The following is a 22,663-nucleotide window of genomic DNA, read 5'->3' as shown; positions in this document are numbered from 1 at the left end:
CTCCCGTAGCACCCAAACTCCGACAGGCCCGAAAGGGTTTTTTTGTACCTAAATTCCGCCTCTACCGGGGCGGTAAGGGATCATTATGGCTAAAAATTACATTCAGGACGGAAACACTATTCACCTTCAGAACGCGGGCGCAAAAGTGATCGCCAGTGGCGCGCCAGTTGCTGTTGGCGGCATGATTGCGGTTGCGCTGGTTGATATCCCACCTGCCAGCAGCGGCACTGGCGCTACCACCGGTGTTTTTTCACTCCCGAAGGTGGAAGCAGAGGAAACCCCGCAGGGTGCCCGTGTGTTTCTGAAAGACGGCTTAATTCAGTTGGAAGAGGCTGGCGCGGTAGCCGCAGGCGTGGTGTGGGAGGATGCCGGTGCAGGTACTGAAGCTGTGGCGGTAAAACTGAATGTGTAACCCATTCGAGCGGCTGGCGGCGCGGATGGACGTGGTAACGGTCAAACGCATGACCAGGCCGATAGAGATTAACGGTCTGCCATTTGACGCCATCCCGGCGGAGTCGCTGGAGGAAATGGGCTCGCTGGCGGGCATGGGTACTACGTTAGTGGTTTTCTCTGGCGAGTACCGGCCCCGAAGCGGTGACACGGTTTTCTATGATGGCCAGGAGTGGACAGTGACGCGGTTTGAGAAGTTCAACGGTAAACCGAAAATCACACTGGAACAGGAATGAGCATAAAAAATCTGGAAAAGGCGATTAATAACCTGAATAGCCTTAGCCGTTTGATTGTGCCGACTGCGACCGCCAAAGCGCTTAACCGCGTGGGGCAAGCAACTATCCGGCAGGGAAGCCGGAAAGTTGCAAAAGAGGCCGTAGTAGGCGACGGCAAAAAAAAAGGAATACCGGTAAAACTGGTCAGGCAGCGCGCAAGGCTGAAAAAAGCCAACCCGCAGCGCCTCAGCGCCGGTATTAAGATTAACCGGGGTAACTTGCCCGCTATCAAATTGGGGGCCGCTCAGACGCGCCTGTCACGCAGGAAAAACAACAAGGAGGGGCGCGGCAGCTATCTTAAAATAGGTCCATACCGTTTCCGTAATGCATTTATCCAGCAGCTGGCTAATGGCCGCTGGCAGGTGATGCAACGCGCTAGCGGTTCACAGTATCCGATTAGCGTTGCGAAAGTGCCTCTGGCCAAGCCGCTAACGGTGAATTTCTGGAAAATCTCGCGGCAGCTGATTAACAGCGATATGAGCAAAGAGCTCTCTTACGCGCTTAAAAATCAGCTGAGAATCCACCTCACCAGATAGCCACGAAAACAATCAAAGGAGTAAATGAGCGTATGAGTAAACACTCAGGCATTCGCGCAGCTGTAATAAATCACCTGAAAGAGATTTGCCCGGACAAATTCACGGTGATCGATGGTTTGCCGGTATTTGTTGAGCAAAGCACATTGCCCGCTTTCGCCGTCTATCTGACGGAGGCCCAATACGCCGGGCAAACAGTCGATGCCGATGATTGGGAGGCTGTTTTGCATGTTCAGGTTTTCCTGAAAGCAAGCAAGCCCGATTCCGAGCTGGATCAATGCGTAGAAGATTTTATTTATCCGGCGGTGAACAAAAACGAGGCGCTGGGGGCGCTGGTGGAAAACATCTACCCGATTGGCTACGACTACACCCGCGACGATGAAATGGCGTTTTGGGGCTCCGCCGATCTCACCTTTAAGATTGAATATACGATGTAAGGAAAATAAATGATGGCTAAATCCACTACTGCACCGATGAAAGGTATCTATACAACATTGTGGGTGTACAAGGGCACAGGTAACGCACTGACTAACCCGTTATCCGATGCCGACTGGCTCCGTCTGGCGAAAATCAAAGAATTAACACCGGGTGAACTGACGGCAGAATCAGAGTCTGATGATTATCTGGATGATGAAGACGGCGACTGGGCAAACACAATGCAGGGCGCAAAATCTGCCGGGAACACGTCATTTACCCTTGCATGGATGCCCGGTGACTCTGGACAGAAAGCGCTGGTGGCGTGGTTTATGTCCGGCGATACGCGCTACTACAAAATCAAATATCCGAATGGCACCGTGGATGTTTTCCGGGGCTGGGGCTCATCGCTGGGTAAAGCAGTTACGGCGCGTGAAGTGGTGACCCGTACCGCGCAGATCACTAACACCGGCAAGCCAGTATTAGCTGAAGACGACGCAGCCCCCATTTCGCTGACCGGCATCAAATTAGATAAGAACGCGCTCAGCGTAGCGGTGAAAGCAACCGCCACGATTGCGATCACGTTCACACCATCCAGCGCCAGCGATAAAGGCTATCGCGTGGCCAGTTCTGACCCGTCGAAAGCCAAAGCGGTGGCCAGTGGTAGCAATGTCATTGTTACCGGCGTGGCGGCAGGGACTTCAAATATTGTCATTATGACCAATGACGGAAATATCGTGGCAACTTGCACGGCAACGGTAACGGGTTAAGGGGATAGAAAATGGATATGTTGAAAAAAGGTGATTTCACTTACCGTGATATTACAGTGACGCTCTCTGAGCTTTCAGCGCTGCAGCGCATTGATTATCTGGATTTCCTCGCGAAGTCTGAAAAGGTTTTGCCATCCCTTGATGATTCGCTTTCAGAGTCTGAAATTACGCGCTTGCTCTTACGTCTCGATATTGAAACCGGCGCTTTGCTGGTGGGTATGTCGCTATGGCAAGAGAACCGAAAAGGGCCGAAGCCGGACGAGCTCGCCGCTAATATTGTGGAATCGTGGCCGCCAGAGGCTATCCGGGCGGCTGAGCTGCGCGTGAAGGAACTTTCTAACATGTTGCCGCCGGAAGTTGTGGAGCCTGAAGAAGTCGCGCAGGAAGAAGCGGAACAGGGCGACGAAGACGCCAGGACACTACGCGAAGACCCGCCAATGACGGCGGAAAAGCCTACGCCAGTGAATTAAATTTTGTCCTGAAACTTGCGCGCGAATTCCGCCGGGCGGATTGGCGCGCTTTTCTCGCTGGCATGACTTCCACGGAGCTGGCCGACTGGCATATTTTTTACCAGTCACATCTCTTTCAGGACGCATTAATAGACACCCATTTATCTAACCTGCAGTTTATGACGGCTGCAGCCTCAGCTGACCTTTCAAACACATCGATCACGCCTCAGAGTTTCAGTTTATTAAACCCGCCCGAAGAAAAACCACAAAATGAGGAGTCGATGATGTTGGCCGCTGAAGGTATCGCAGGAGGTACGCGCTATGGCCCAGCAGATTAGCGACTTAATCATTAATCTCGATGTTGATTCGGCATCATTCGCCACGCAGATAGCGAAAATAAAAGGCCAGTTAAATGGCATGGCGAGCGATGCGACGACCGCCCGCCGAAGCATTAACGAATCAGCTCAAGCGCAAACGGAAACGCTAAAGGCAACAATGAGCGGCGCAGCAGACGCCGCCGAGGCCGCGCAGCGAAGACAGGAAGCCGCCAGCGCTAAAGTAACGAAAAGCTACGAGGAGACAGCACAATCCGTTGATGAAGTTCACCAACGCGTAAAGTTAATCAATGAGCAGTACCGCTCAGGAACTGGAGATGCCGCCAGGCTGGCGCAGCGGCAGGATGCGTTAACGCAATCATTTTTCAAACAGATTGAAGCCATCCGTTCACTGAAAGGGGAATCCACCTCTCTGGCAGCTGTGCAAGCCAGAGTAAGAGCGGCGCGGGGCTCTGGTGAAATATCGCAGGGTGATTATCTTTCCCTGATTTCTGAGCTGACCGCCCGCCAGAAATCGCTACAGGTAGCTGAAGAAAAGACGACGCAACAGAAAGAGCGTTTTCTCCGGTCATTGAAATCTCAGCTCACCGCGCAGAAGCTAACCACGGCTGAGCTGTTACGCGTCAAGGCTGCTGAGCTGGGTGTAAGTGATGCTGCTGATATCTATATCAGGAAGATGGAAACGGCCGGGAAAGCGGCGCAGGGCCTGGGGTTGAAAAGCGCAGGGGCGCGGCAAGAAATTAGCGTTTTGATTTCTGAGCTGGCACGCGGCAATTTCGGTGCACTGAAAGGTTCAGGGATCACTCTTGCGAGCCGGGCCGGATGGATTGACCAGCTCTTATCCTTGCGTGGACTGGGGATTGCCGGGCTGGTGGGCGGTGTGACGGCCTCTCTCTATCTGTTGGCTAAGGTCTGGTATCAGGGCGCGCAGGAAGGGGAGGAATTTAACAAGCAGCTGATTTTAACGGGTAACTACGCTGGAAGGAGTCGCGATCAGCTTATGCAGCTGGCGCGCACAATGTCCGGTAATGGCTTTAATCAGCACGATGCAGCGGGCGCACTGGCCACGGTGGTGGGCTCGGGATCTTTTCAGGGCGACGAGCTGCAGAAAGTGACCCGTACCGCGTTACTGATGCAAAAAGCCGTGGGGAAGTCAGTAGACGAGACGGTTAAGCAATTCCAGCGCCTGAAAGATGACCCGGTGAACGCGGCGAACGAGCTCGACAAAGCGATCCACTTTCTCACCGCTGAGCAAAAAGAAAATATCCGCGTACTGAGCGAGCAGGGCAGGGAGACGGAAGCCAGCACGATAGCGGTTAACGCCTTTGCTGAAGCAATGGGCGAGCGTATGCCTAAAGTGGTGGAAAACCTCGGCTATCTGGAGCGAGCATGGCGTGGGGTTAAGGACGCTGCCAGCGATGCCATTTCCGCCATGATGGATGTGGGCCGCGACAGGACGCTGGAGCAACGCATCGCGGAACTCAGGAAGAAGGTTGACGCGGGCGGTGTACAGGTTGGCAGGGTGTACATGCCAGCCAGCAATGAAGACCGCGACAGGCTAAAAGCGTTAGAGGAGGAAAAATATCAGAAAGATTTAGCAGCGGCTAAAGACCGGGCAGAGAAAAACGCGCAGGAGCTGCAGAAGCGCCGGGATGCTCAGAACGCGTCACTAAACCGACTCAATGAGGATGAAAACTCACGGCACACCAGAGAACTGGCAAAAATTAAGGCTCTGGAATACGCAGACGCTGAAGTCAGAAACAAAGCGATTGAGCGCGAAAACAAGCGACATAAAAAAGCGCTTGAGAATGAGAATAAAACCCCAAAGGGGCCGAAGTACAAAGCCCCGGCCGGTGAGCTGGCCAGTGAAAAGGCTCAGGCCGAACTTTTAACGCTTCAGACTCAGCTTAAGACGCTGCAGCGCTATTCCGGACCAGATGACAGGATAAGCCAGCAACGGCTTGCACTGATGAAAGCGGAGGATAAATACACTGTCCTGGAGGAAGCGGCGCGCCGTCGAAAACTGACGGATCAAGAAAAGTCGATTCTGGCCACGAAGACAGAAACCCTTGAGCATCTTAAACAGGCGGCCGCGCTGGGTGATGAGGTGGCCAGGCAGGAGCGGTTAAACAAGCTCAGGGACGCGGCCAGCAAATTCACCGACCAGAAAAACGCAGAGATAACCCGGCTGCAGGGGCTCGCCACCGGCAAGACAGAGCGCGAATCTCAGCGTGATTCGACGCTGGACACCCTCCGCACTAAATACCAGGACGATTCCGGCACCAGCGAACAGGTATTAGCGAAGCAGCGCGAGCTATACGCCGCTGAGGATGATTTACGCTCAAACTGGCTCGCCGGTGCAAAGGCGGGATGGGCCGAGTACCGCGACACCGCAACCGACGCGTACAGCGCCCTGAAATCTGTTTCCGGGAGTCTTTACTCCGGGCTGTCCTCTCAGCTCACGGAACTGACCACGACCGGGAAAGCGAACATCAAAGAGTTTGGCGTGTCGATGCTGAAAATGATTGCACAGGTGATTAACCAGCTTATTGTGGCGTGGACGATACAGAGTGCGCTGGGGTGGATAGTCGGCGGGGCCAGTCCCGCGCCGTCAGGGCAGTCCATGCCTGTCCCCTCATATCGTCCACCGGGTTTTGATGCTGGCGGCTTTACCGGCCACGGCGGGAAGCATGAACCGGCGGGCGTTGTTCACAAAGGGGAATTTGTTTTCACTCAGGAGGCCACGAAGCGGATCGGGGTGGCTAACCTTTACCGACAGATGCGCGGCTATGCGACCGGCGGCTATGTGGGTAATGCCTCCAGCCCGGCAGACACGCGCGCGTTTGCAGGTGGCGGTATCAATGTTTATGCGCCGGTAACGTTTGTTAATGGTTCGGGAGAGGGAGAAAGCAACAGCAGCGAAGCCGATAATAAGAAGATGGAAAAAAGCCTGAAAATGGTTGTAGAGCGTTCTGTGACCGAGGGAATAAAAACATCGCTCAGGCCGGGTGGGATGATTTATATGGCTCAGAGGAGAAAGTAACGTAATGCCAATTGAAACATTTGCATGGCGTATACAGGCAAACAGCCAGCCCACTCTCAGCAGCAAAGATAATATCAGGAAGGTTCAGTTTGGTGATGGTTATACTCAGGTATCCGGCTCTGGTCTGAATGATGAACAGCTGATATTCAGTTTTGCTTTTAGTGGGAATATTGATGCCGCGATGGATATTCATGCATTTCTCAGGCGGCATAAAACAAAGTCATTTGCATTTAAACCGCCCTTTGGCGAGCTTACGCTCTGGCGTGTGCAAGCGGATTCTTTGCAATATTCCGTTGTGAGCAAAACGATTGTTAACGTAACGGCAACTTTTGAACAGGCGTTCAACCCATGATTACCAGTGATTACCAGAAATTAGAACCGGGAAACGAAATCATATTATTTGAGATAGACGCAACAAATTGCGGACTATCAGAGAAAATGTATTTTCATAATCACCTGATACCTTACACCGGGGAGGAATTAAAAGCGGCTGGCTTTGATGCTGATAAATTGCGCTCAAAGTCTGTCTGGTGGCAGGGTGAGGAATATAAACCCTGGCCTTGTCATTATGAGGGTGAGGAATCATCCACCACCGGCAGCGCCGCCCGGCCAAAATTGAGCGTGGGGAATATTGATGGCTCTATTACTGCTTTATGCCTCGCCTACGACGACCTATTAAAAGCCCGCGTTATTATTCATGAGACGCTGGCGCAATATCTCGATGCTGAGAATTTTAAAGAAGGTAACCCGACCGCCGACCCGACGCAGGAAAAGCGCTCACTCTGGATGATTGATGCCAAAACGCAAGAGCTTGATACGGTAGTTGAGTTTGAGCTGGCCAGCCCTATGGATCTGGAAGGGCTGATGATTCCTACACGGCAATATCACGCGGTTTGTACCTGGTGTATTCGCAACCAGTACCGGAGCGGTGATGGCTGTGACTATGCCGGAAATCGCTATTTTGACCGGAACAATAAACCCGTTTCCGACCCCTCAAAGGATGTGTGTTCTGGAACTGTGGCAGGTTGTAAAGCGCGGTTTGGTGAAGATAGCGAATTACCCTTCGGCGGCTTTCCGGGTACAAGTTTAATCAGAAGCTGACAGGAGGCATTGTGGAGGCTCAAACGATTGAGGATATCCGACAGCATGCCATTGCTGACTACCCGCGCGAGGCTTGCGGCGTGGTGGCTAAAACCGGGGATGTTGAACGGTATTTCAGATGCGGGAACATCACCGGCGGAAACTCAGAGGAATGTTTTACTTTGAATCCGCGCGACTATGCCGCCGCTGAGGATTGGGGAGAGGTTGTGGCTATCGTACATAGCCACCCGGACGCGGCCGCGCGCGCAAGCCCTACCGATTTGGCGATGTGCGATGCTACGCGGTTACCCTGGCATATTTTCAGTTACCCGGAGGGCGACTTGAGGACATATCACCCGCGCGACGATCTCCCCCTTATCGGGCGTGATTTTGTGCTGGGGGTTTACGATTGCTGGGGGCTGGTTATGTCCTACTTTCAGCAAACGCATGGAATCACCCTGGATGATTTCAGAGTGAGCTATCCGTGGTGGGAGGATGAATACCCGGACAATTTTTATCACGATTGCTGGCATGCATGCGGATTCCGTGAATTTGACGGGCCACCACACGACGGCGATTTAGTGATTATGCAAGTGCAGTCGAATAAGTGGAATCACGGCGGTGTGCTGGTCGACGGGGGGATGTTGCTACATCACCTTTATGGCCACCTGAGTAAGCGTGTGCCATACGGCGGTTACTGGCGTGACAGGACGATGAAAATACTCAGGCACAAAGACCTTCTTTGATTTGCCTTTAATCGTTAACAACCCGCCTCCGTAGCGGGTTTTTTGTTGAGGTAAAATAATGCACAAACGCGATGAAACAGGCGGGCGAGAAACAGAAATCATTCTGTCCGGTGAGTTGGGGAGACGCTTTGGTAAGAGGCACATGCGCCATCTTGATAATGCCGCTGAGGCAGGAGTTGCCCTTGCGCATACCTTGCCCGGCTTTGAGCGTTTCATGATCCAGAGTGAAGAGCGGGGGTTGCGATTTGCTGTATTTCTCGACGGTAAAAATGTGAGTCAGGAGGCGTTAACGCAGCGTGGTGTTCACTCATTCGATGTGATCCGCATTGTGCCGGTAGTGGTTGGCAGCAAAAAGGCGGGTGCGCTGCAGCTTATTATCGGCGTGGCCATCATTATTGCCTCTATCTGGATGCCCGGCATAGGCATAGCGGCAAGTGACATGCTTTTTGCTGCAGGTGCGGCCACGGCGCTGGGTGGCGCTATCCAGATGCTGTCACCGCAACCCGCTGGGTTATCCCGAAGTGAGTCACCGGATAATAAAGCCTCATACGGTTTCGGCAGCGCGAAAAATACCACGGCGCAGGGCTACCCGGTTGGCTTGCTTTACGGAAAGCGCCGCATTGGTGGGGCGATTATTTCCGCCGGTATTTATGTCGAAGACCAGCAGTAAAAGGTTCAGCATGGAAAAATTAATTTCAGGCCGCAAGGGCGGCGGCGGTGGCGGTCATACGCCAGTAGAAAGCCCGGATGATTTGCAGTCAGTTGCTAAAGCAAAAATGCTGATTGCGCTGGGAGAGGGTGAATTTTATGGCCAGCTTACCGGAAAACAAATATTTCTCGATGGGACACCGCTCGAAAGTGATGAGGGTACGCAAAACTTTGCTGGCGTTAAATGGGAGTTCAGACCGGGAACGCAAGACCAGAAATATATTCCGGGGATGCCGGGAACTGAAAACGAAATCAGTTTAAACAATGTTGAGCTAAAACTAAATAAGCCGTGGGTAAGAACCATTACAAACACGACGCTTTCAGCATTGCGATTTCGGTTTAAATGGCCCTCACTCATGACCCAGCATGATAACGGCGATATTACCGGCGCAAAAGTTAATTATAAGATTGAGGTACAGGCTGACGGCGGGGCATGGGAAACCTTTATAGAATCCGCAGTCGATGGAAAAAAATCGTCAGCCTACGAACGAAGCCATCGTGTCACATTGCCGGAAGCTAAAACATCCTGGACGGTCAGGATCACAAAAACCTCAGAAGCGGATAAATCACGAAAAGTCAGTGATACGATGATTCTGGAAAGTTACACAGAAGTCATCGATGTTAAATTGCGTTATCCGAACACGGCGCTGCTTTATATTGAGTTTGACTCAAGTCAGTTTAATGGAGAAATCCCACAGGTCACGTGCGAGCCATACGGGCGAATTGTTCGCGTCCCTGATAACTACGACCCGCACGTGCGCACTTACAATGGCACGTGGAACGGGGCATTTAAATGGGCGTGGACAAATAACCCGGCATGGATATTTTACGATATCATTGTGGAGGGGCGCTTTGGCCTGGGGCGCAATATCAGGCCTGAGAATATATCAAAATGGCATCTATACACCATCGCGCGTTATTGTGATGAGCTGGTGCCTGATGGTAAAGGCGGAGACGGAAAAGAACCCCGCTATCTCTGTGATGTTTATATTCAGGAAAGAAACGCGGCCTATAATTTTATTCGTGACTTTTCCGCTATTTTTGGAGGCATGGTTTGCTGGAGCGGTGAGCAGATTCTGGTTACGGCAGATATGCCGCGTGATGTGGATTATAACTTTACCCGCGCCAGTACCGTTGGCAATCCGCGCTATTCGAGCACCACGGCAAAAGACCGCTACACAAACGCGCTGGTGTCATGGTCTGACCCGGAAAACGCTTACTCTGAAGCTGTACAACCGGCGTTCGTGACTGAATACGTTTCGCGTTATGACTTCCAGCAACTGGAGTTAACCGCGATAGGGTGTACCCGTCAGAGCGAAGCCTACCGGCGCGGTCTGTGGGCTATCCACACCAATAACCGGGACAGGGTTATTGAAATTGATGTCGGTATGGACGGGAAATTCCCGCAACCGGGCTACATTTTCAGCTATGCAGATGAGCGCCTGGCCGGGCGTGTGATCGGCGGCAGGATTAGCGCGGTTAATGGCCGGGTGATTACGCTTGACAGAGATATCCCGGCTGAGGCTGGAGACCGTTTACAGATTAATTTGCCGTCTGGATTATCTCAGGCGCGTACTATTCAATCTATCAACGGAAAACGACAGGTAACAGTAACAACGGAATATAGCGAAACGCCAGAAGCGCAAGCGGTCTGGGTTGTTGAGTATTCTGATTTATACGCGCAGCAATACCGCACGTTATCAGTTAAAAATAATGCTGATGGTACTTATACCATTTCCGGCATTTACCACGACCCGGACAAATACAAACGCATTGATTCAGGCGCTATCATTGACGGGAGGCCAATTAGCGTATTGCCGGGAGCGACTCAGGCAGCGCCGGAAAACATAACGATTAAGTCTACTTTTGTCATTAATCAGGGCATACGCATAGAAAGTATGCAAGTAGACTGGGACATGGCAAAAGGTGCCGTGTCTTATGAGGCGCAATGGCGCAGAAATAACGATAACTGGATTAATATTCCGCGCAGCTCGACAACGGGGTTTGAGGTTAGTGGAATATATACCGGTCAATACTCTGTGAGAGTACGCGCAATTAATGCGGCTGGTGTTTCCAGTAGCTGGGGTTATGCGCCGGTTACCACGTTAAACGGTAAAACGGGCTCACCGCTTGCGCCAATTGATTTTGCAACTAAATCAATTTTGCACGGTGTTTCATTAAGCTGGGAGTTCCCGGAGGATTCCGGCGACACGCTCAAGACGGAGATAGAATACAGCACCGATAAAGACGGAACAGATGCGCGTTTACTGTCCGATGTGGCCTACCCGGCGAAAACATATGAGCAGTTGGGGCTGTCAATAGGTGCGCTGTTTTTCTATCGCGCCCGTCTCGTTGATCGCTCAGGTAATGCAAGTCGTTTCACTGACTGGATTGTCGGGCAATCGAGCGCCGATATCGGCGAGTATTACGACAAACTGACCGATGCGATTAAGGACACGGAAGCCTGGCAGGAAGCGCAGAAGGACATCACGGACAATCACCAGCAGATGGTGGCTGAGACAGAAAAAATCCGTGAAGAACTTGAAAGCGAGGTTGAGTCCATCAACCAGCAGGTTGACAAGACCGTCAGCGATTTAAGCGAATCGGTCAGCCAGCAGATAGCTGAGGGCGACAGGGTGCTGCAGGCGCAACTCGACACGGCCAGCGAGAGCATTGAACAGGCTCAGAAGGACATCACCGCCGTTGAAAGCGCAGGTCAGAAAGCGCTTCAGAGCGCTGAAAATCAGCTTAAACAGTCGATTGCACAGGCGAATACCGGCTGGCAAAAAGCGGTTAAGCAGGAAACAGAAGACCGCATTGAAAACATCAACTCGGCAGCCCAAAAGGCCGCTGACCAGTTACTCAATGAGAAAAAGGACCGCGTGGCCGCCATTGAGGGTCTGCAGCAGGTGATTCAGGACGGCGATGATTCGCTTGCCCGACAGATAGCGGAAATCTCGGCAGGCAGCGGTCAGCAATTTGACTCCTTCAACATTTTCTATTTTGATAAATCCGCCCAGGGCTGGACAGAGGACGACGCCGGAAAAGTCGCTATTCCGGTCACCGCTGAGGGCTGGCTGAAGCCCGCAAATAGCACGGCCACCTGTATTTCGCCCAACGGGCAGGCAATCCCCGCCGCGGCATATCGCACTGCCATGATGCGCATTAAGCGCGTGGGCAATCCAGCGTGGAAAGGCCAGTTCTTCTGGTCTGGTCAGGATGAACAGGGCTGGAATACGCAGCGCATGATGGCTGTTCGTGAGCCTGAATTTGACGCCGAAGGTGTCTCCGTTGTCGCCCTTGCAGATATTCCGTGGAACAGCTCCGCGCCTGTACGCCGGTATAAGCTCGCGCTGGCCGTGAAACAGGACGCGAAGAACTATTTCCTTGTCCAGTGGTTTTCGGTTGGTCGCCCGGCACCGGGGGCGAGTACCGCAGCCCTGCGCGATGAAGCGCTGGCCCGAACAAAAGCGGATGAAGCGGAAGCGACAAAACGCTCCGCGCTGGCGGCACAGATTCGGGGCAGCACCGACAGTAACAGCCTGGCAGATTTGCGCTCAGGCCTGATTTTTGATGAAAAAACGGCACGTATCAGCGGTGATAAAGCGGAAGCGACAAAACGCGAAGCGCTGCAGACGCTGTTTAACGAAAACCGGGCCAGCGTGGCGGAGGAACTCAGCACGCTCTCGACAGCGCAAAGCGCTCAGGCGAAGAAGATTTCCGGGCTGGAGACTTCACTGGGGAAAAAGGCCGATGCCGCAGCACAACAGACGTTACAGAGCCAGGTTAACCAGCACGACAAAACCCTGACTTCGCAGTCAGACGCGCTGACCTCCCTGTCAAACCGCGTGGGGAAAACCGAGGGGACGACTGCGGCTAACAGCCAGGCACTGAGCGGGCTTGATTCAAAGGTCACGCAGCAGGGTAAGGATATCGCCTCCAGCAGTAATACCCTGACGAAGCTGAATAACACGCTGGCGACTCTGGATAAGACCGTGGCGAAAAAGGCTGACGCGGCAGCACTGCAGACGCTACAGAACACGGTAAACCAGCAGGGGAAAACGCTGACTTCTCAGAGCGGCGCAATAACCACGCTGGAAAACACGCTGAATGCGCTGGATGTGGGCGGGACGAACCAGATCCCCGACTCCGGCAGTCTGGCCAGATATGGCAATATGAGCGCGGAAAAATACAACGGCAACGGGGTGATGGCATTCACGCTGAAAGCCGGAGCCGCATACCGCGATCTCATCAGTATTGACCTGTCCGCGCCGGTGGACGGAACGGAGTACGTGCTGAGTTTTTACGCGAAGGCGGCGGTAAACGGGCAGAAGGTCCGGAGCCATTTCTACAGCCCGAACAGCACGAAAAAGTCGGTATGCAGCCAGGGCAACACGTTCACCAACTCAGACGGGCTGTGTGATTTCACCCTGACAACGGAATGGCAGCGTTACTGGGTGAAATGGACGCAGAGTGCGGGTAGCGGCAGTAAAAAGCTGATTGTTGCGCGTATCAATCCGGGTTCAACAGACCAGGCGGTGTATCTGAGTTCGCCGAAGTTTGAGCGGGGGAATGTGCCGACGGCGTGGAGTGCGGCCCCGGAAGATAACGCGAGCGCTAAGGCGGTAACCGCGCTGACATCACGGGTGGATACAGCAGAGGGTAAACTAACCAGCCAGAGCCAGGCGATCACGAAGCTGAATAACGATCTGTCCACGACGAACGGCAGTCTCAATAAAAAGGCCGATGCTGCAGCCCTGCAGACGCTGCAGAATACTGTCGCGCAGCAGGGAAAAAACCTGGCGTCTCACACTGAGTCGATTGCAAGCCTGAAAAACAGTCTTGATTCGACCGTTGCAGACATGGACTCGACCGGAAAAATACCCGGTAACCTGATTGTAAACCCGTCCTTTGAGAGGGGGTTAACAGGGTATTCGGGCGGTGCATCGTTTATCAGGGTGATCAATGCCGCCTCACCACACACTGGTGGCAAGCTCCTTTCCTGTGAGGTCGGCACTGCTTCAGTTGCACAAACTATCGCAGTGACTAAAGACAGAACATACCGTCTTGGGGTGTGGGCACGATGTGAGCGTGGTACGTTCGTAGATAACGCCGGTAATAACAAAATCAGGATCGGCAGTAATACGTTGCTGAGAGATTGTCTGATATCACCGGCGGATCTCCCGACCGGCTCAACGTGGAAAGAAATTGCGCTGGAGTGGAAATCGACGCTGACCGGCAATGTTGACGTTTCTGTCAACTCTTCTCTGAAAGCCGGGAAACAGTATTTCGATGATTTCTATTTTATCGACATTACCGACCGCGTAAACATCACCGCCAACTCGGGAGCGCTCACGAACTTAACAAGTCGGGTAAGCAGCGCAGAGGGCAGGATTGAAAGCCAGAGCGGCCAGATCACCACGCTGAATAATGCACTGGCGACAACCAACCAGAACGTCAGTAAAAAAGCCGATGCGCAGGCGCTGCAGACGCTACAGAATACCGTTAAGCAGCAGGGGAGCACGCTGAGTACGAACAGCAGCGCGATCACTCAAATGCAGAACGCCATCACCGGCATGAACGCCGATGAAGCGCTATCGGTATCGATGCCCGGTAATATGATTTCAAACGCCAGCTTTGAGAATGGGTTAACAGGCTATTCCGGTACTAACAGCTATTCGGTAACTGAAAAGCTGCAGGTGCCCCACTCAGGCACGATGGCACTAAAAATCACCGGCATGGCCACGCCGGGGCAATATGTAAATTTTGTGAAGGGGAATTCCTACCTGATTGGCGTCTGGGCTAAGCAGCTGGGCGGGACAACCGACAACGGAGAAGGTGATAACAAAATCAGGGTGGGAGGCGCGAGCGGCCAGCCGGTTTTCACAAAACCCTTTAATAACCCGATGCTGGACACTAACTGGAAGCTGATTTCCGGCACATGGAAAGCAACCGAGAGTGGGAACCTGTTTGTTTCACTGCATAATCGGGTGACCGCCGGGGCGCGTTATTTCGATTCGTTCCATGTGATTGATGTCACCGACCGGATAAACCTCGAAGCGACGTCTGCGGCGTTGCAGACAATACAGAGCACCGTCACCCGGCAGGGCGAGACGTTAACATCGCAGGGCGCGGCCCTGACGAACCTGAACAACAGTCTGAAGAGCACCAGTGCGACCGTAAGCAAAAAGGCCGATGCCTCGGCGCTGCAGACGTTACAGAACACCGTGACGCAGCAGGGAAAAACGCTGAGCGCCAACAGTGCGAGCCTTATCAGCCTGCAAAACAGCCTCCAGACCACCCGTGACGCGGTGAGCAAAAAGGCGGACCAGACCGCACTGAGTTCTCTTTCTGGCCGGGTTGATAAAACCGAGTCCGGCTTAAAGGCAACCAACAGCAACGTCACCACGCTCACCGCAGCAGTGCGCGCGGGAAACGCCAGCAGCGGGGATTTTATCAGCAACCCGACCTTTGACCCGGCCTTCTCACAGATGGGGCTTCCGGTTGTCTCCAGAAGTGCCAGTGGTGTGCCGGCGGGTTGCCCCTTTGCGAATGTGGCGAAGCTGACGGTGCGCGACCATCATCCGAATTTTGCAGCGATAGCGGCAACGGCCGGCGATGTGTATGAAATGAGCGCCCTGGTGGCCTGCGGCGCGGGAAAAGCGGATTTTAATTTTTATCTCGCCACGACGACCAGCTCAAACGGCTCCGTTGCCAGCCCTCTGTTTACAGGTGGGAACACCAAAGCTACAGCGCAATGGAAGCGAGTGACATGGCGTTTCACGGTAAGCCAGGCAATGGTGGACCGGGGTTATTTTCGACCTTTCCTGCAGATAAACCAGAGTGGACCAGGTTTCGGCACTATCTGGTACGTGACGGACTGGCATTTGCGGAACATCACCGCCGCAGCTAAAGCGCAGAGTACCGCTGACGCGACCGCCAGAGCCGTGGACACACTGAGTAATACGGTTACACAGCAGGGCAAGGACATCTCCAGCGTGGGAACGCGCACCACGAAGCTGGAGAATGGCTTAAAGACCACCAATGACAATGTGAGTAAAAAGGCTGACGCGGCAGCGCTCCAGACGCTACAGAACACGGTAAACCAGCAGGGCAAAACGCTGACTTCTCAGAGCGGTACACTCACTGAACTGAAAAACGGCCTGAGTTCGACGAATGCCAACGTAGACGGCCTGCGCGGTATGGGCGGAAACATTGTGGAAAACGGTGATTTCTCTCATGGCTCCGCATGCTGGGGGATTCATCAAAATGCTCAAAACCCGGTAATGTTTGGTGATTACGGCGACGGCTCCAGAGGTGTGAAGATGGTGAAAACCAATTCAACCTCGCCGGGGCTGTTTGTGAACAATAAGCGTCCCGTGCCGGTTAACGGGCAGCGCCGTTATCGTTACATCGTGCGGGCCAGAGGGGTGTGCGGTGCAAAAAGCATGCTCCTGCGCCGGTGGAATTACGCTGGCGGCAAAGAGGGCGCTCACGCGGATAAAACCATCACGCTGGATTCAGCCTGGAAAACCTACACATGGGAAACGGTGCTGTCATCCACAGCCAGTGATGCCCATGCATTCGGCCTGTATTGCCACCCTTCAGCGGCTGAAATCTGGATAGATTCTTTCTATGTGTTCGATATCACCGATGAGGTGGATATATCGCTAAACTCAACGGCTATCAGCTCTCTGAACAGCCGGGTGACGAAAACGGAAGATGGCATAAAGACGCAAAGCGAATCGATTACAAAGCTCACTAACTCGCTTAACAGCACGAATCAGAATGTGGCCAAAAAAGCAGATTCCGCATCCCTGCAGACGCTGCAAAACACGGTGACCGAACAGGGCAAAACCCTGAATACTCAGAGCGGTACGCTAACCAGTCTGAGCAATTCGATTAACACAGCTAACCGGAAAGGCACTAACCCGTGGATAGATGGCACGTTTGACACCTATGCAGACGGGCAGACGCTGGGCGGTAGTGCAAAAGTTATCGTGGGAACCTCTTTCACCGGGACGCGCTCAATGCGGGTAACGCGCAACCCGAACACCAACGGAAACGCGGATTGCTTAATCGGTTCACGGCAGGCCATTCGGGACAACGCTGTTTACCGGGTTGAATTCTGGGCGATGATGCCCGCCAGCGAAAAACCATCCACTGGCTGGAATTGTGTTGTGGGCTTTAATGCTCAGGATAAAAACGGTGGCAACGGCTGGAAGCCGGGAGTAACAATCACAGAATCCGCGCTGGGTGGCCGGGGTAAATGGGTGAAATTCTCCGGGCTGGCTAAAAACTCAGGCGTGGGGCAAACCCGCGCGGTCATCTGGATTTCCCCGCGAGGTGCCAATGGCGCGAATACACCGGGCTACAGCCTGTATATTGATGAGTTTGTGATGACGGAAGTCACCGATGCCAGCGCCGCCCTCGACGGCGTGACGGCGACAAACACCGCCGTTACCAATCTTACCAGCCGGGTGAAAAAAACAGAGGACACCATTGATGCTCAGGGCGAGGCGGTAACTTCTCTGAAAAGTGAGGTTAACAACAAAGCCAGCGCCTCAGCTGTTAACGAGCTGGGCACCAGAGTAACCAAAACGGAGAAGACGTTAGAGACCCACACCAGCCAGATAACCGGCCTGAGTACCTCGATTAAAGGCAAGGCTGATGCATCGGCAGTGAATAAACTCGAAACACGCGTCACCGACGCAGAGGGCAAGGTCTCCGCCCATACCACACAAATTGGCTCTATCAACTCTAACCTGAATGGAAAAAACGGCCTGAATGCCACGGTGAAAACGCAGGGAGAGACGCTGGTCAGCAATGACAAACAGCTAAAGGCGATGTATTCCCTCAAGGTTGAAACGAACAACGGGAAGAAGGTCAGCGCGGGTATTGTGCTGGGGAGCGACGGCTCCACCAGTGACATGATTTTTTACGCCAACCGCTTCTCTCTGTTTAACCAGAACAGTAAACAGGCCGTACCGGTGATGATTGCTGAGGGTAACGAGCTGTACATTGATACCGCCCGGATCAAGAATGGCTCGATAGGCTCGGCGAAGGTAGGTGATATTCAGTCAAACAACTATGTTGCAGGAAGCCAGGGCTGGCGTATTACGAAGGCGGGGGCCAGCGAACTTAGCAACGCTGTTGTGCGAGGAACGATATATGCAAACAGCGGAAAGTTCACGGGTCAAATTGAAGCCAGAAGCGGAACACTGGATAACGTTACGATAAATGAAAACTGCACGGTCAGGGGCACTGTTTATGCGGACCGTATTCAGGGCGACGTAGTAAGAACATATAGCCTTCCCGTAAGAGGCTCTGTTTACATTCCTGCGCAGCCGTACAAGAGGCTAATTTCCATTCCCACCATCATGGCCTGCGCCTCTCTGCAAAATGGAAATGGGAACCAGACTGTTTACATAAAACGCGACGGACAGCGGGTGGCACAAACATCGGCAACGAAGTTAAATCCAGTGGGGCTGAATTCCTGGCTGGGTTATCTTGAAGCGAATCGGGGAACCACCCTCAGCTACGAAGTCGGCGTGAACTACGGAACGGTAATGCCGAACATTCTCGTTCTGGTGAGTAAAGATGGATAGAAGCGGCGCAAAGGACTGAGAAAGGAAAGGGGCCGAATGGCCCCTTTTGTATAATCAACCCTTCACGAGCCACATGTCAGCATCGTCGAACATTTCTTCAATCATTCGATTGAGTTTTTCTTTTTCTGTCTTGGAGCAATCACTGTTAAGAGCATTGGCTTGCATTGGCTTAACGCTAACTTCCGCTTGAGGGAAGATGCGATGCACGCGCTTGGTTAACTCATCAAGGATGATGCCTTTTGCACCAGGCAATCCCTCTACATTCCGTTTGTCATAAACGAGCTCAACGAACATAAATACCCCTTGGCACTGGTTAAATATACAGCCTAAATTTAACTGGTTATTTATACAGTTTCAAGGGCGGGCAAGATGAAAATGATTTATGTGTACAATTTTGTGTACGTTTAATTTTGTTATTTTGGATTTAATGCCATGAAAAACATATAGATAGGTCTTATGAAAACTATATCCATTTAACTAAGGGGACGAAGCGCCGGGATTATAGCGTTATTTTCGGCGCTCGTTAAGCTTGTACGGGCCAACTGCTTAATCTATAGCCATTTAGCGCTTTTTTGCCTCCTCGGCTGCACGAGCCTTCTTCTCATGACTCATGTCATTGCGAATCTGGGCATGGCTTAGTAAAGCGAAAATAAAGGTCCCGCCGCATATGTTGCCGGCAAGCGTTGGCAGAGCAAAAGGCCAGATAAATTCCTGCCACGGTAGCGTCCCGTTAAATACCAGGTAGAAAATCTCGACGCTGCCAACCACAATATGCGTGGTGTCCGCGAGGGCGATAAGCCAGGTCATCAGAATGATGACGACAATCTTTGCAGAACCTGCGGCAGGAAACATCCACACCATGGTGGCGACCAGCCAACCGGAGATAATTGCATTGGCAAACATCTCCAGCGGCGGGTTTTGCATCACCTTCAGGCTAATTTTAAGAAAGGCTTCGCGAGTGGGCTCATCGAACACAGGCATAACATCGAACGCCCAAGCCGCGATAGCGGTCCCGATTAAGTTACCTGCCAGCACAATCCCCCATAAACGTAACAGCAGGCCGATGTTGCCTGGCGTGGGTTTATGCATAATAGGCAGGACGGCGGTGACGGTGTTCTCGGTAAACAGCTGTTGGCGAGCGAGAATGACGATCACAAAACCAAAGGTATAACCAAGATTTTCCAGCAAGAAGCCGCCGGGAAGTTCGTTCAGATGGACATGGAAGATACCTTTGGCGACCAGCGAGGCCCCCATTGAAAGCCCGGCAGCAATCGCTGACCATAATAGCGCCATGGCATCGCGTTCGAGCTCTTTCTCGCCCTCCTGGCGAATCACTTCATGAGTGGCCATCGCCTGTGAAGGCAGGCGTTCTTCATCAACCTCAATTTCTTCACCATTCTGCTTTTCTTCACTCTCTACTTCAACATCCTCATTATCATGGTGAGTTTGCGGTTTCATAACTTTTCCTCAACGGCGGGTCTTTATTATAATCCTAGAGCGGTTTCGGCTGTTCGGGTCGGATAAGCTCCTAAATTCTTCACAATGACAAGATTAGCAATACGGAAATTGCAAAATGTGTATAGAATCGGGACACCAACAATGATGCTAAAAAAGGCTATGCTGAAAGCAGGCACATGCTTACGGGCGATATCTTTATGGAGGCTGCTGTCCCCCGATAACCCCCAGCGATAGCTTAAATTAACAGGGAGACACCTATGAATTTTCGCCTGTCGGCGCTTGCGCTTGGCGCCACATTGCTGGTGGGATGCGCCAGTTCTAGTTCTGGCGATCGGCCGCAGGGGCGTTCAGATCCGCTTGAAGGCTTTAACCGTACCATGTTCAACTTCAACTTCAACGTTGTCGATCCCTATGTCCTTCGCCCCGTCGCGGTGGCGTGGCGTGATTACGTTCCGCAGCCGGCGCGTAACGGGCTGAGTAATTTTACCAGCAACCTCGAAGAGCCGGCGGTAATGGTGAACTCCTTCCTGAAAGGCGATCCCTATAAAGGAATGGTGCATTTTACGCGTTTCTTCCTGAACACCATCCTTGGTATGGGTGGCCTGGTTGATGTGGCCGGGATGGCGAATCCGAAACTACAGCGCGTTGAGCCTGCCCGCTTCGGTAGCACGCTGGGTCACTATGGCGTCGGCTATGGTCCATATGTGCAACTGCCTTTCTACGGCAGCTTCACCCTGCGTGATGAGGGTGGCGATATGGCTGATGACCTGTATCCGGTTCTTTCCTGGCTGACATGGCCGATGTCTATCGGCAAATGGATGGTTGAGGGCGTTGAAACGCGCGCGCAGCTGCTGGATTCAGACGGCTTGCTCCGTCAGTCCTCCGATCCGTATATTTTAATGCGTGAAGCCTACTTCCAGCGTCACGACTTTATCGCCAACGGCGGTAAACTTTCCCCGAATGAAAACCCGAACGCGCAGGCGATTGAGGGCGATCACAAAGATATCGATTCACAGTAACCGACGGGTAGAAAGTAAAAAGGGTGAACATGATGTTCACCCTTTTTTGTGGCTTCACATTATCAGAAACGGTAGTTGAAGTTCGCGCCGTACAGCCAGGCTTTACCTTCTGATTTAAATGTATACGGCCCTTCTGTAAATTCAACGTGCTGACCGTGCATATAAGACACACCGACGTCGACTGAGGCATCTTTATTAAAGGCGTAAGTCGTACCGGCGCTGAGCCACAGGCGATCCTGGTCCGGAATAGAGATAGAGCGATTGGAAGCCGGGACCGGGCTATCATCAAAGGCGATACCGGTACGGAAGGTCCAGTTATCGTCGTGGTAATAGGTCGTACCCAGCGCGATACGGTAGGAATCTTTAAAACCTTCGTCCTTGTAGAACAGCGTTTCACCACCGCTGGTTTTGGTCGCTTTCAGCTCCTGGAACTGGCTCCAGCTGGTGTATGCCAGGCTGTAGTGAACGGCCCATTTTGGCGCCACGCGGTTATAACCTGATACTTCCCACATTTCTGGCAGATTCAACGTCAGAGAACCGCCAATCGTGGAGCCGCCGGTGCCGTACGGTAGGCCCAGTCCCAGAGCGGAGTTGATGGGGTTAAGGGACGACGGCAGGCTGCTCTTGTAATCCCCGTCAAAATCAACTTTGACTTCAGAGCGGTAGGTTAAGCCATAGCGGTTGTTTTTATCGACTTCATATAAAATACCGGCATTCCAGCCAAAGCCCCATTCATCACCCTTCAGACGAGCAATTTGGGTGTCGCGGCTGATACCGCCGGCCTGTTGACCGATGGCCGCAGCCTGAGCCGGGGAGAGTTTGCCGGCTTTCACCATTCCCGGTAGCTGTGCGCCGATAATTTCCGGTAAATCACCCGCATAGCGCTCTAATTTTGCTCGAGCGTACACGGCGTCAAAGCCCAGACCAAAACTCCAGTGGTCGTTGAGACGATAAGCGCCGCTCAGGTTCAGGTTAAGCGTTTCGAGATCGGTGGTACCGCCCATCGAGCCCGCGGCAAAATCGTTGTTGAACTCGGTGGCTAAACCATAGTTAGAGGTCAGGGAAGCTCCCCAACCGAACTGGTCGTTAATCGGCGCCACGAAGTGCAGATTCGGCACCCATGCGGTAGGCGCAATATTGTCCTGGCTGGCGTCATTACCGATAACTGAACTACCGGTGACGTTGACATCAGGATCGACGAAAATAGCGCCGCCGGAGAAGGTTGGACGGTCGAACATCATGATTAACGCCGGGTTACGACTGGCGTTTCCCGCATCATCAGCAATAGCGCCTTCACCTGAATAGGCGCGACCAAGGCCCGATGAAGAGAATTCGTTTAGCTGAAAGCCTGCTGACCAGGCCTGGGTTGAAACGAGTGCTACAGCCACTGCAAGGGCAGATTGGGTAAGGCGGGTTTTCTGGCTCATGCCCATAACCTCATAGAGTTATTTTTATTTAAACAATGTTACATGCTGTAACAGGAGCGCGAAGTGTAGGGTCTGCTTTACGACAGAGAAATCAGACCAGTGCGCTGAGTATAGGTCTGACCAGATGATATGTTGCAAGTTTGTTTATAAGTTTTTTCAATTGTGATCTAAGAAACGCGATCCAGTTGGCAAATTTGCCCGGGTACCTGTTACCCAAAGTAGGCGCTTTTTGTTTTGGATCATTTTTAAGTGTGATTTCGGTCACTTATCCCGTTTGTCGCCATTAACGACTGGAGGCAGGCATGCCCGGGGCGTAAAATACGCACATTATTTGTCTGGCACCTTGAG

The 22,663-nt window shown here is 52.6% G+C and carries 17 protein-coding genes; 14 read left to right on the top strand and 3 right to left on the bottom strand.

Going from position 1 to position 22,663, the window contains the following annotated elements; all coding sequences use genetic code 11:
• Positions 1-85 precede the first annotated feature (85 nt).
• The 13 genes from MKleb_RS19520 to MKleb_RS19460 are packed head-to-tail and all read left to right on the top strand — an operon-like array spanning position 86 to position 18,411.
• Complete coding sequence (locus MKleb_RS19520; protein WP_217076097.1) at positions 86-412, top strand: DUF2190 family protein; 327 nt, start codon at positions 86-88, stop codon at positions 410-412.
• Positions 405-686: a DNA breaking-rejoining protein gene (locus MKleb_RS19515; protein WP_217076096.1), complete on the top strand. Its 282-nt coding sequence runs from the start codon at positions 405-407 to the stop codon at positions 684-686. The genes MKleb_RS19520 and MKleb_RS19515 overlap by 8 nt, the downstream gene beginning before the upstream one ends.
• Complete coding sequence (locus MKleb_RS19510; RefSeq protein ID WP_217076095.1) at positions 683-1,261, top strand: phage tail protein; 579 nt, start codon at positions 683-685, stop codon at positions 1,259-1,261. The genes MKleb_RS19515 and MKleb_RS19510 overlap by 4 nt, the downstream gene beginning before the upstream one ends.
• A 32-nt stretch (positions 1,262-1,293) precedes the next feature.
• Positions 1,294-1,695: a phage minor tail U family protein gene (gpU, locus tag MKleb_RS19505; protein ID WP_217076094.1), complete on the top strand. Its 402-nt coding sequence runs from the start codon at positions 1,294-1,296 to the stop codon at positions 1,693-1,695.
• A gap of 9 nt (positions 1,696-1,704) precedes the next feature.
• Complete coding sequence (locus tag MKleb_RS19500; RefSeq protein WP_416381395.1) at positions 1,705-2,442, top strand: phage tail tube protein; 738 nt, start codon at positions 1,705-1,707, stop codon at positions 2,440-2,442.
• Positions 2,443-2,453: 11 nt separating this feature from the next.
• Positions 2,454-2,912, top strand: a complete 459-nt coding sequence (locus tag MKleb_RS19495) for a phage minor tail protein domain-containing protein (RefSeq protein WP_127719118.1) — start codon at positions 2,454-2,456, stop codon at positions 2,910-2,912.
• 8 nt (positions 2,913-2,920) lie between these two features.
• A complete protein-coding gene (locus MKleb_RS19490) occupies positions 2,921-3,229 on the top strand; it encodes a phage tail assembly protein T (protein WP_217076760.1) in 309 nt (102 codons plus the stop codon).
• Positions 3,213-6,269, top strand: a complete 3,057-nt coding sequence (locus MKleb_RS19485; RefSeq protein WP_217076093.1) for a phage tail tape measure protein — start codon at positions 3,213-3,215, stop codon at positions 6,267-6,269. The genes MKleb_RS19490 and MKleb_RS19485 overlap by 17 nt, the downstream gene beginning before the upstream one ends.
• 4 nt (positions 6,270-6,273) lie before the next feature.
• On the top strand, positions 6,274-6,621 hold the full coding sequence (locus MKleb_RS19480; protein WP_217076091.1) for a phage tail protein: 348 nt from the start codon (positions 6,274-6,276) through the stop codon (positions 6,619-6,621).
• Complete coding sequence (locus tag MKleb_RS19475) at positions 6,618-7,370, top strand: phage minor tail protein L (protein ID WP_217076089.1); 753 nt, start codon at positions 6,618-6,620, stop codon at positions 7,368-7,370. The genes MKleb_RS19480 and MKleb_RS19475 overlap by 4 nt, the downstream gene beginning before the upstream one ends.
• An 11-nt stretch (positions 7,371-7,381) precedes the next feature.
• Positions 7,382-8,095: a C40 family peptidase gene (locus MKleb_RS19470; protein ID WP_217076088.1), complete on the top strand. Its 714-nt coding sequence runs from the start codon at positions 7,382-7,384 to the stop codon at positions 8,093-8,095.
• 58 nt (positions 8,096-8,153) lie between these two features.
• The gene (locus tag MKleb_RS19465) at positions 8,154-8,765 is read left to right on the top strand and encodes a tail assembly protein (RefSeq protein WP_217076086.1); all 612 of its coding nucleotides are present in this window, start codon (positions 8,154-8,156) and stop codon (positions 8,763-8,765) included.
• Positions 8,766-8,775: 10 nt separating this feature from the next.
• Positions 8,776-18,411 carry a TipJ family phage tail tip protein gene (locus MKleb_RS19460; protein WP_217076084.1) on the top strand — a complete coding sequence of 3,212 codons (9,636 nt, stop codon included), beginning with the start codon at positions 8,776-8,778 and terminating at the stop codon, positions 18,409-18,411.
• A gap of 54 nt (positions 18,412-18,465) precedes the next feature.
• Here the strand turns inward: MKleb_RS19460 and MKleb_RS19455 are convergent, their stop codons facing one another.
• Both MKleb_RS19455 and MKleb_RS19450 read right to left on the bottom strand, forming a co-directional pair.
• The gene (locus MKleb_RS19455; RefSeq protein ID WP_217076082.1) at positions 18,466-18,705 is read right to left on the bottom strand and encodes a DinI family protein; all 240 of its coding nucleotides are present in this window, start codon (positions 18,703-18,705) and stop codon (positions 18,466-18,468) included.
• A gap of 267 nt (positions 18,706-18,972) precedes the next feature.
• Positions 18,973-19,869, bottom strand: coding sequence for a formate/nitrite transporter family protein (locus MKleb_RS19450; RefSeq protein WP_032694845.1), 897 nt, complete (start codon positions 19,867-19,869; stop codon positions 18,973-18,975).
• Between the two features lie 257 nt (positions 19,870-20,126).
• Between MKleb_RS19450 and mlaA the strand changes: the two genes are divergently transcribed.
• On the top strand, positions 20,127-20,888 hold the full coding sequence (mlaA, locus tag MKleb_RS19445) for a phospholipid-binding lipoprotein MlaA (RefSeq protein ID WP_217076080.1): 762 nt from the start codon (positions 20,127-20,129) through the stop codon (positions 20,886-20,888).
• Positions 20,889-20,950: 62 nt separating this feature from the next.
• On the opposite strand, the gene fadL is transcribed toward mlaA, so the two are convergent.
• Positions 20,951-22,315 carry a long-chain fatty acid transporter FadL gene (gene fadL / locus MKleb_RS19440; RefSeq protein ID WP_014839142.1) on the bottom strand — a complete coding sequence of 455 codons (1,365 nt, stop codon included), beginning with the start codon at positions 22,313-22,315 and terminating at the stop codon, positions 20,951-20,953.
• Positions 22,316-22,663: the final 348 nt, after the last annotated feature.

The sequence above is a fragment of the Klebsiella sp. PL-2018 genome (assembly GCF_019048985.1).
Lineage (GTDB): Bacteria > Pseudomonadota > Gammaproteobacteria > Enterobacterales > Enterobacteriaceae > Klebsiella > Klebsiella michiganensis.
This window is presented reverse-complemented; position numbering and strand designations above follow the sequence as displayed.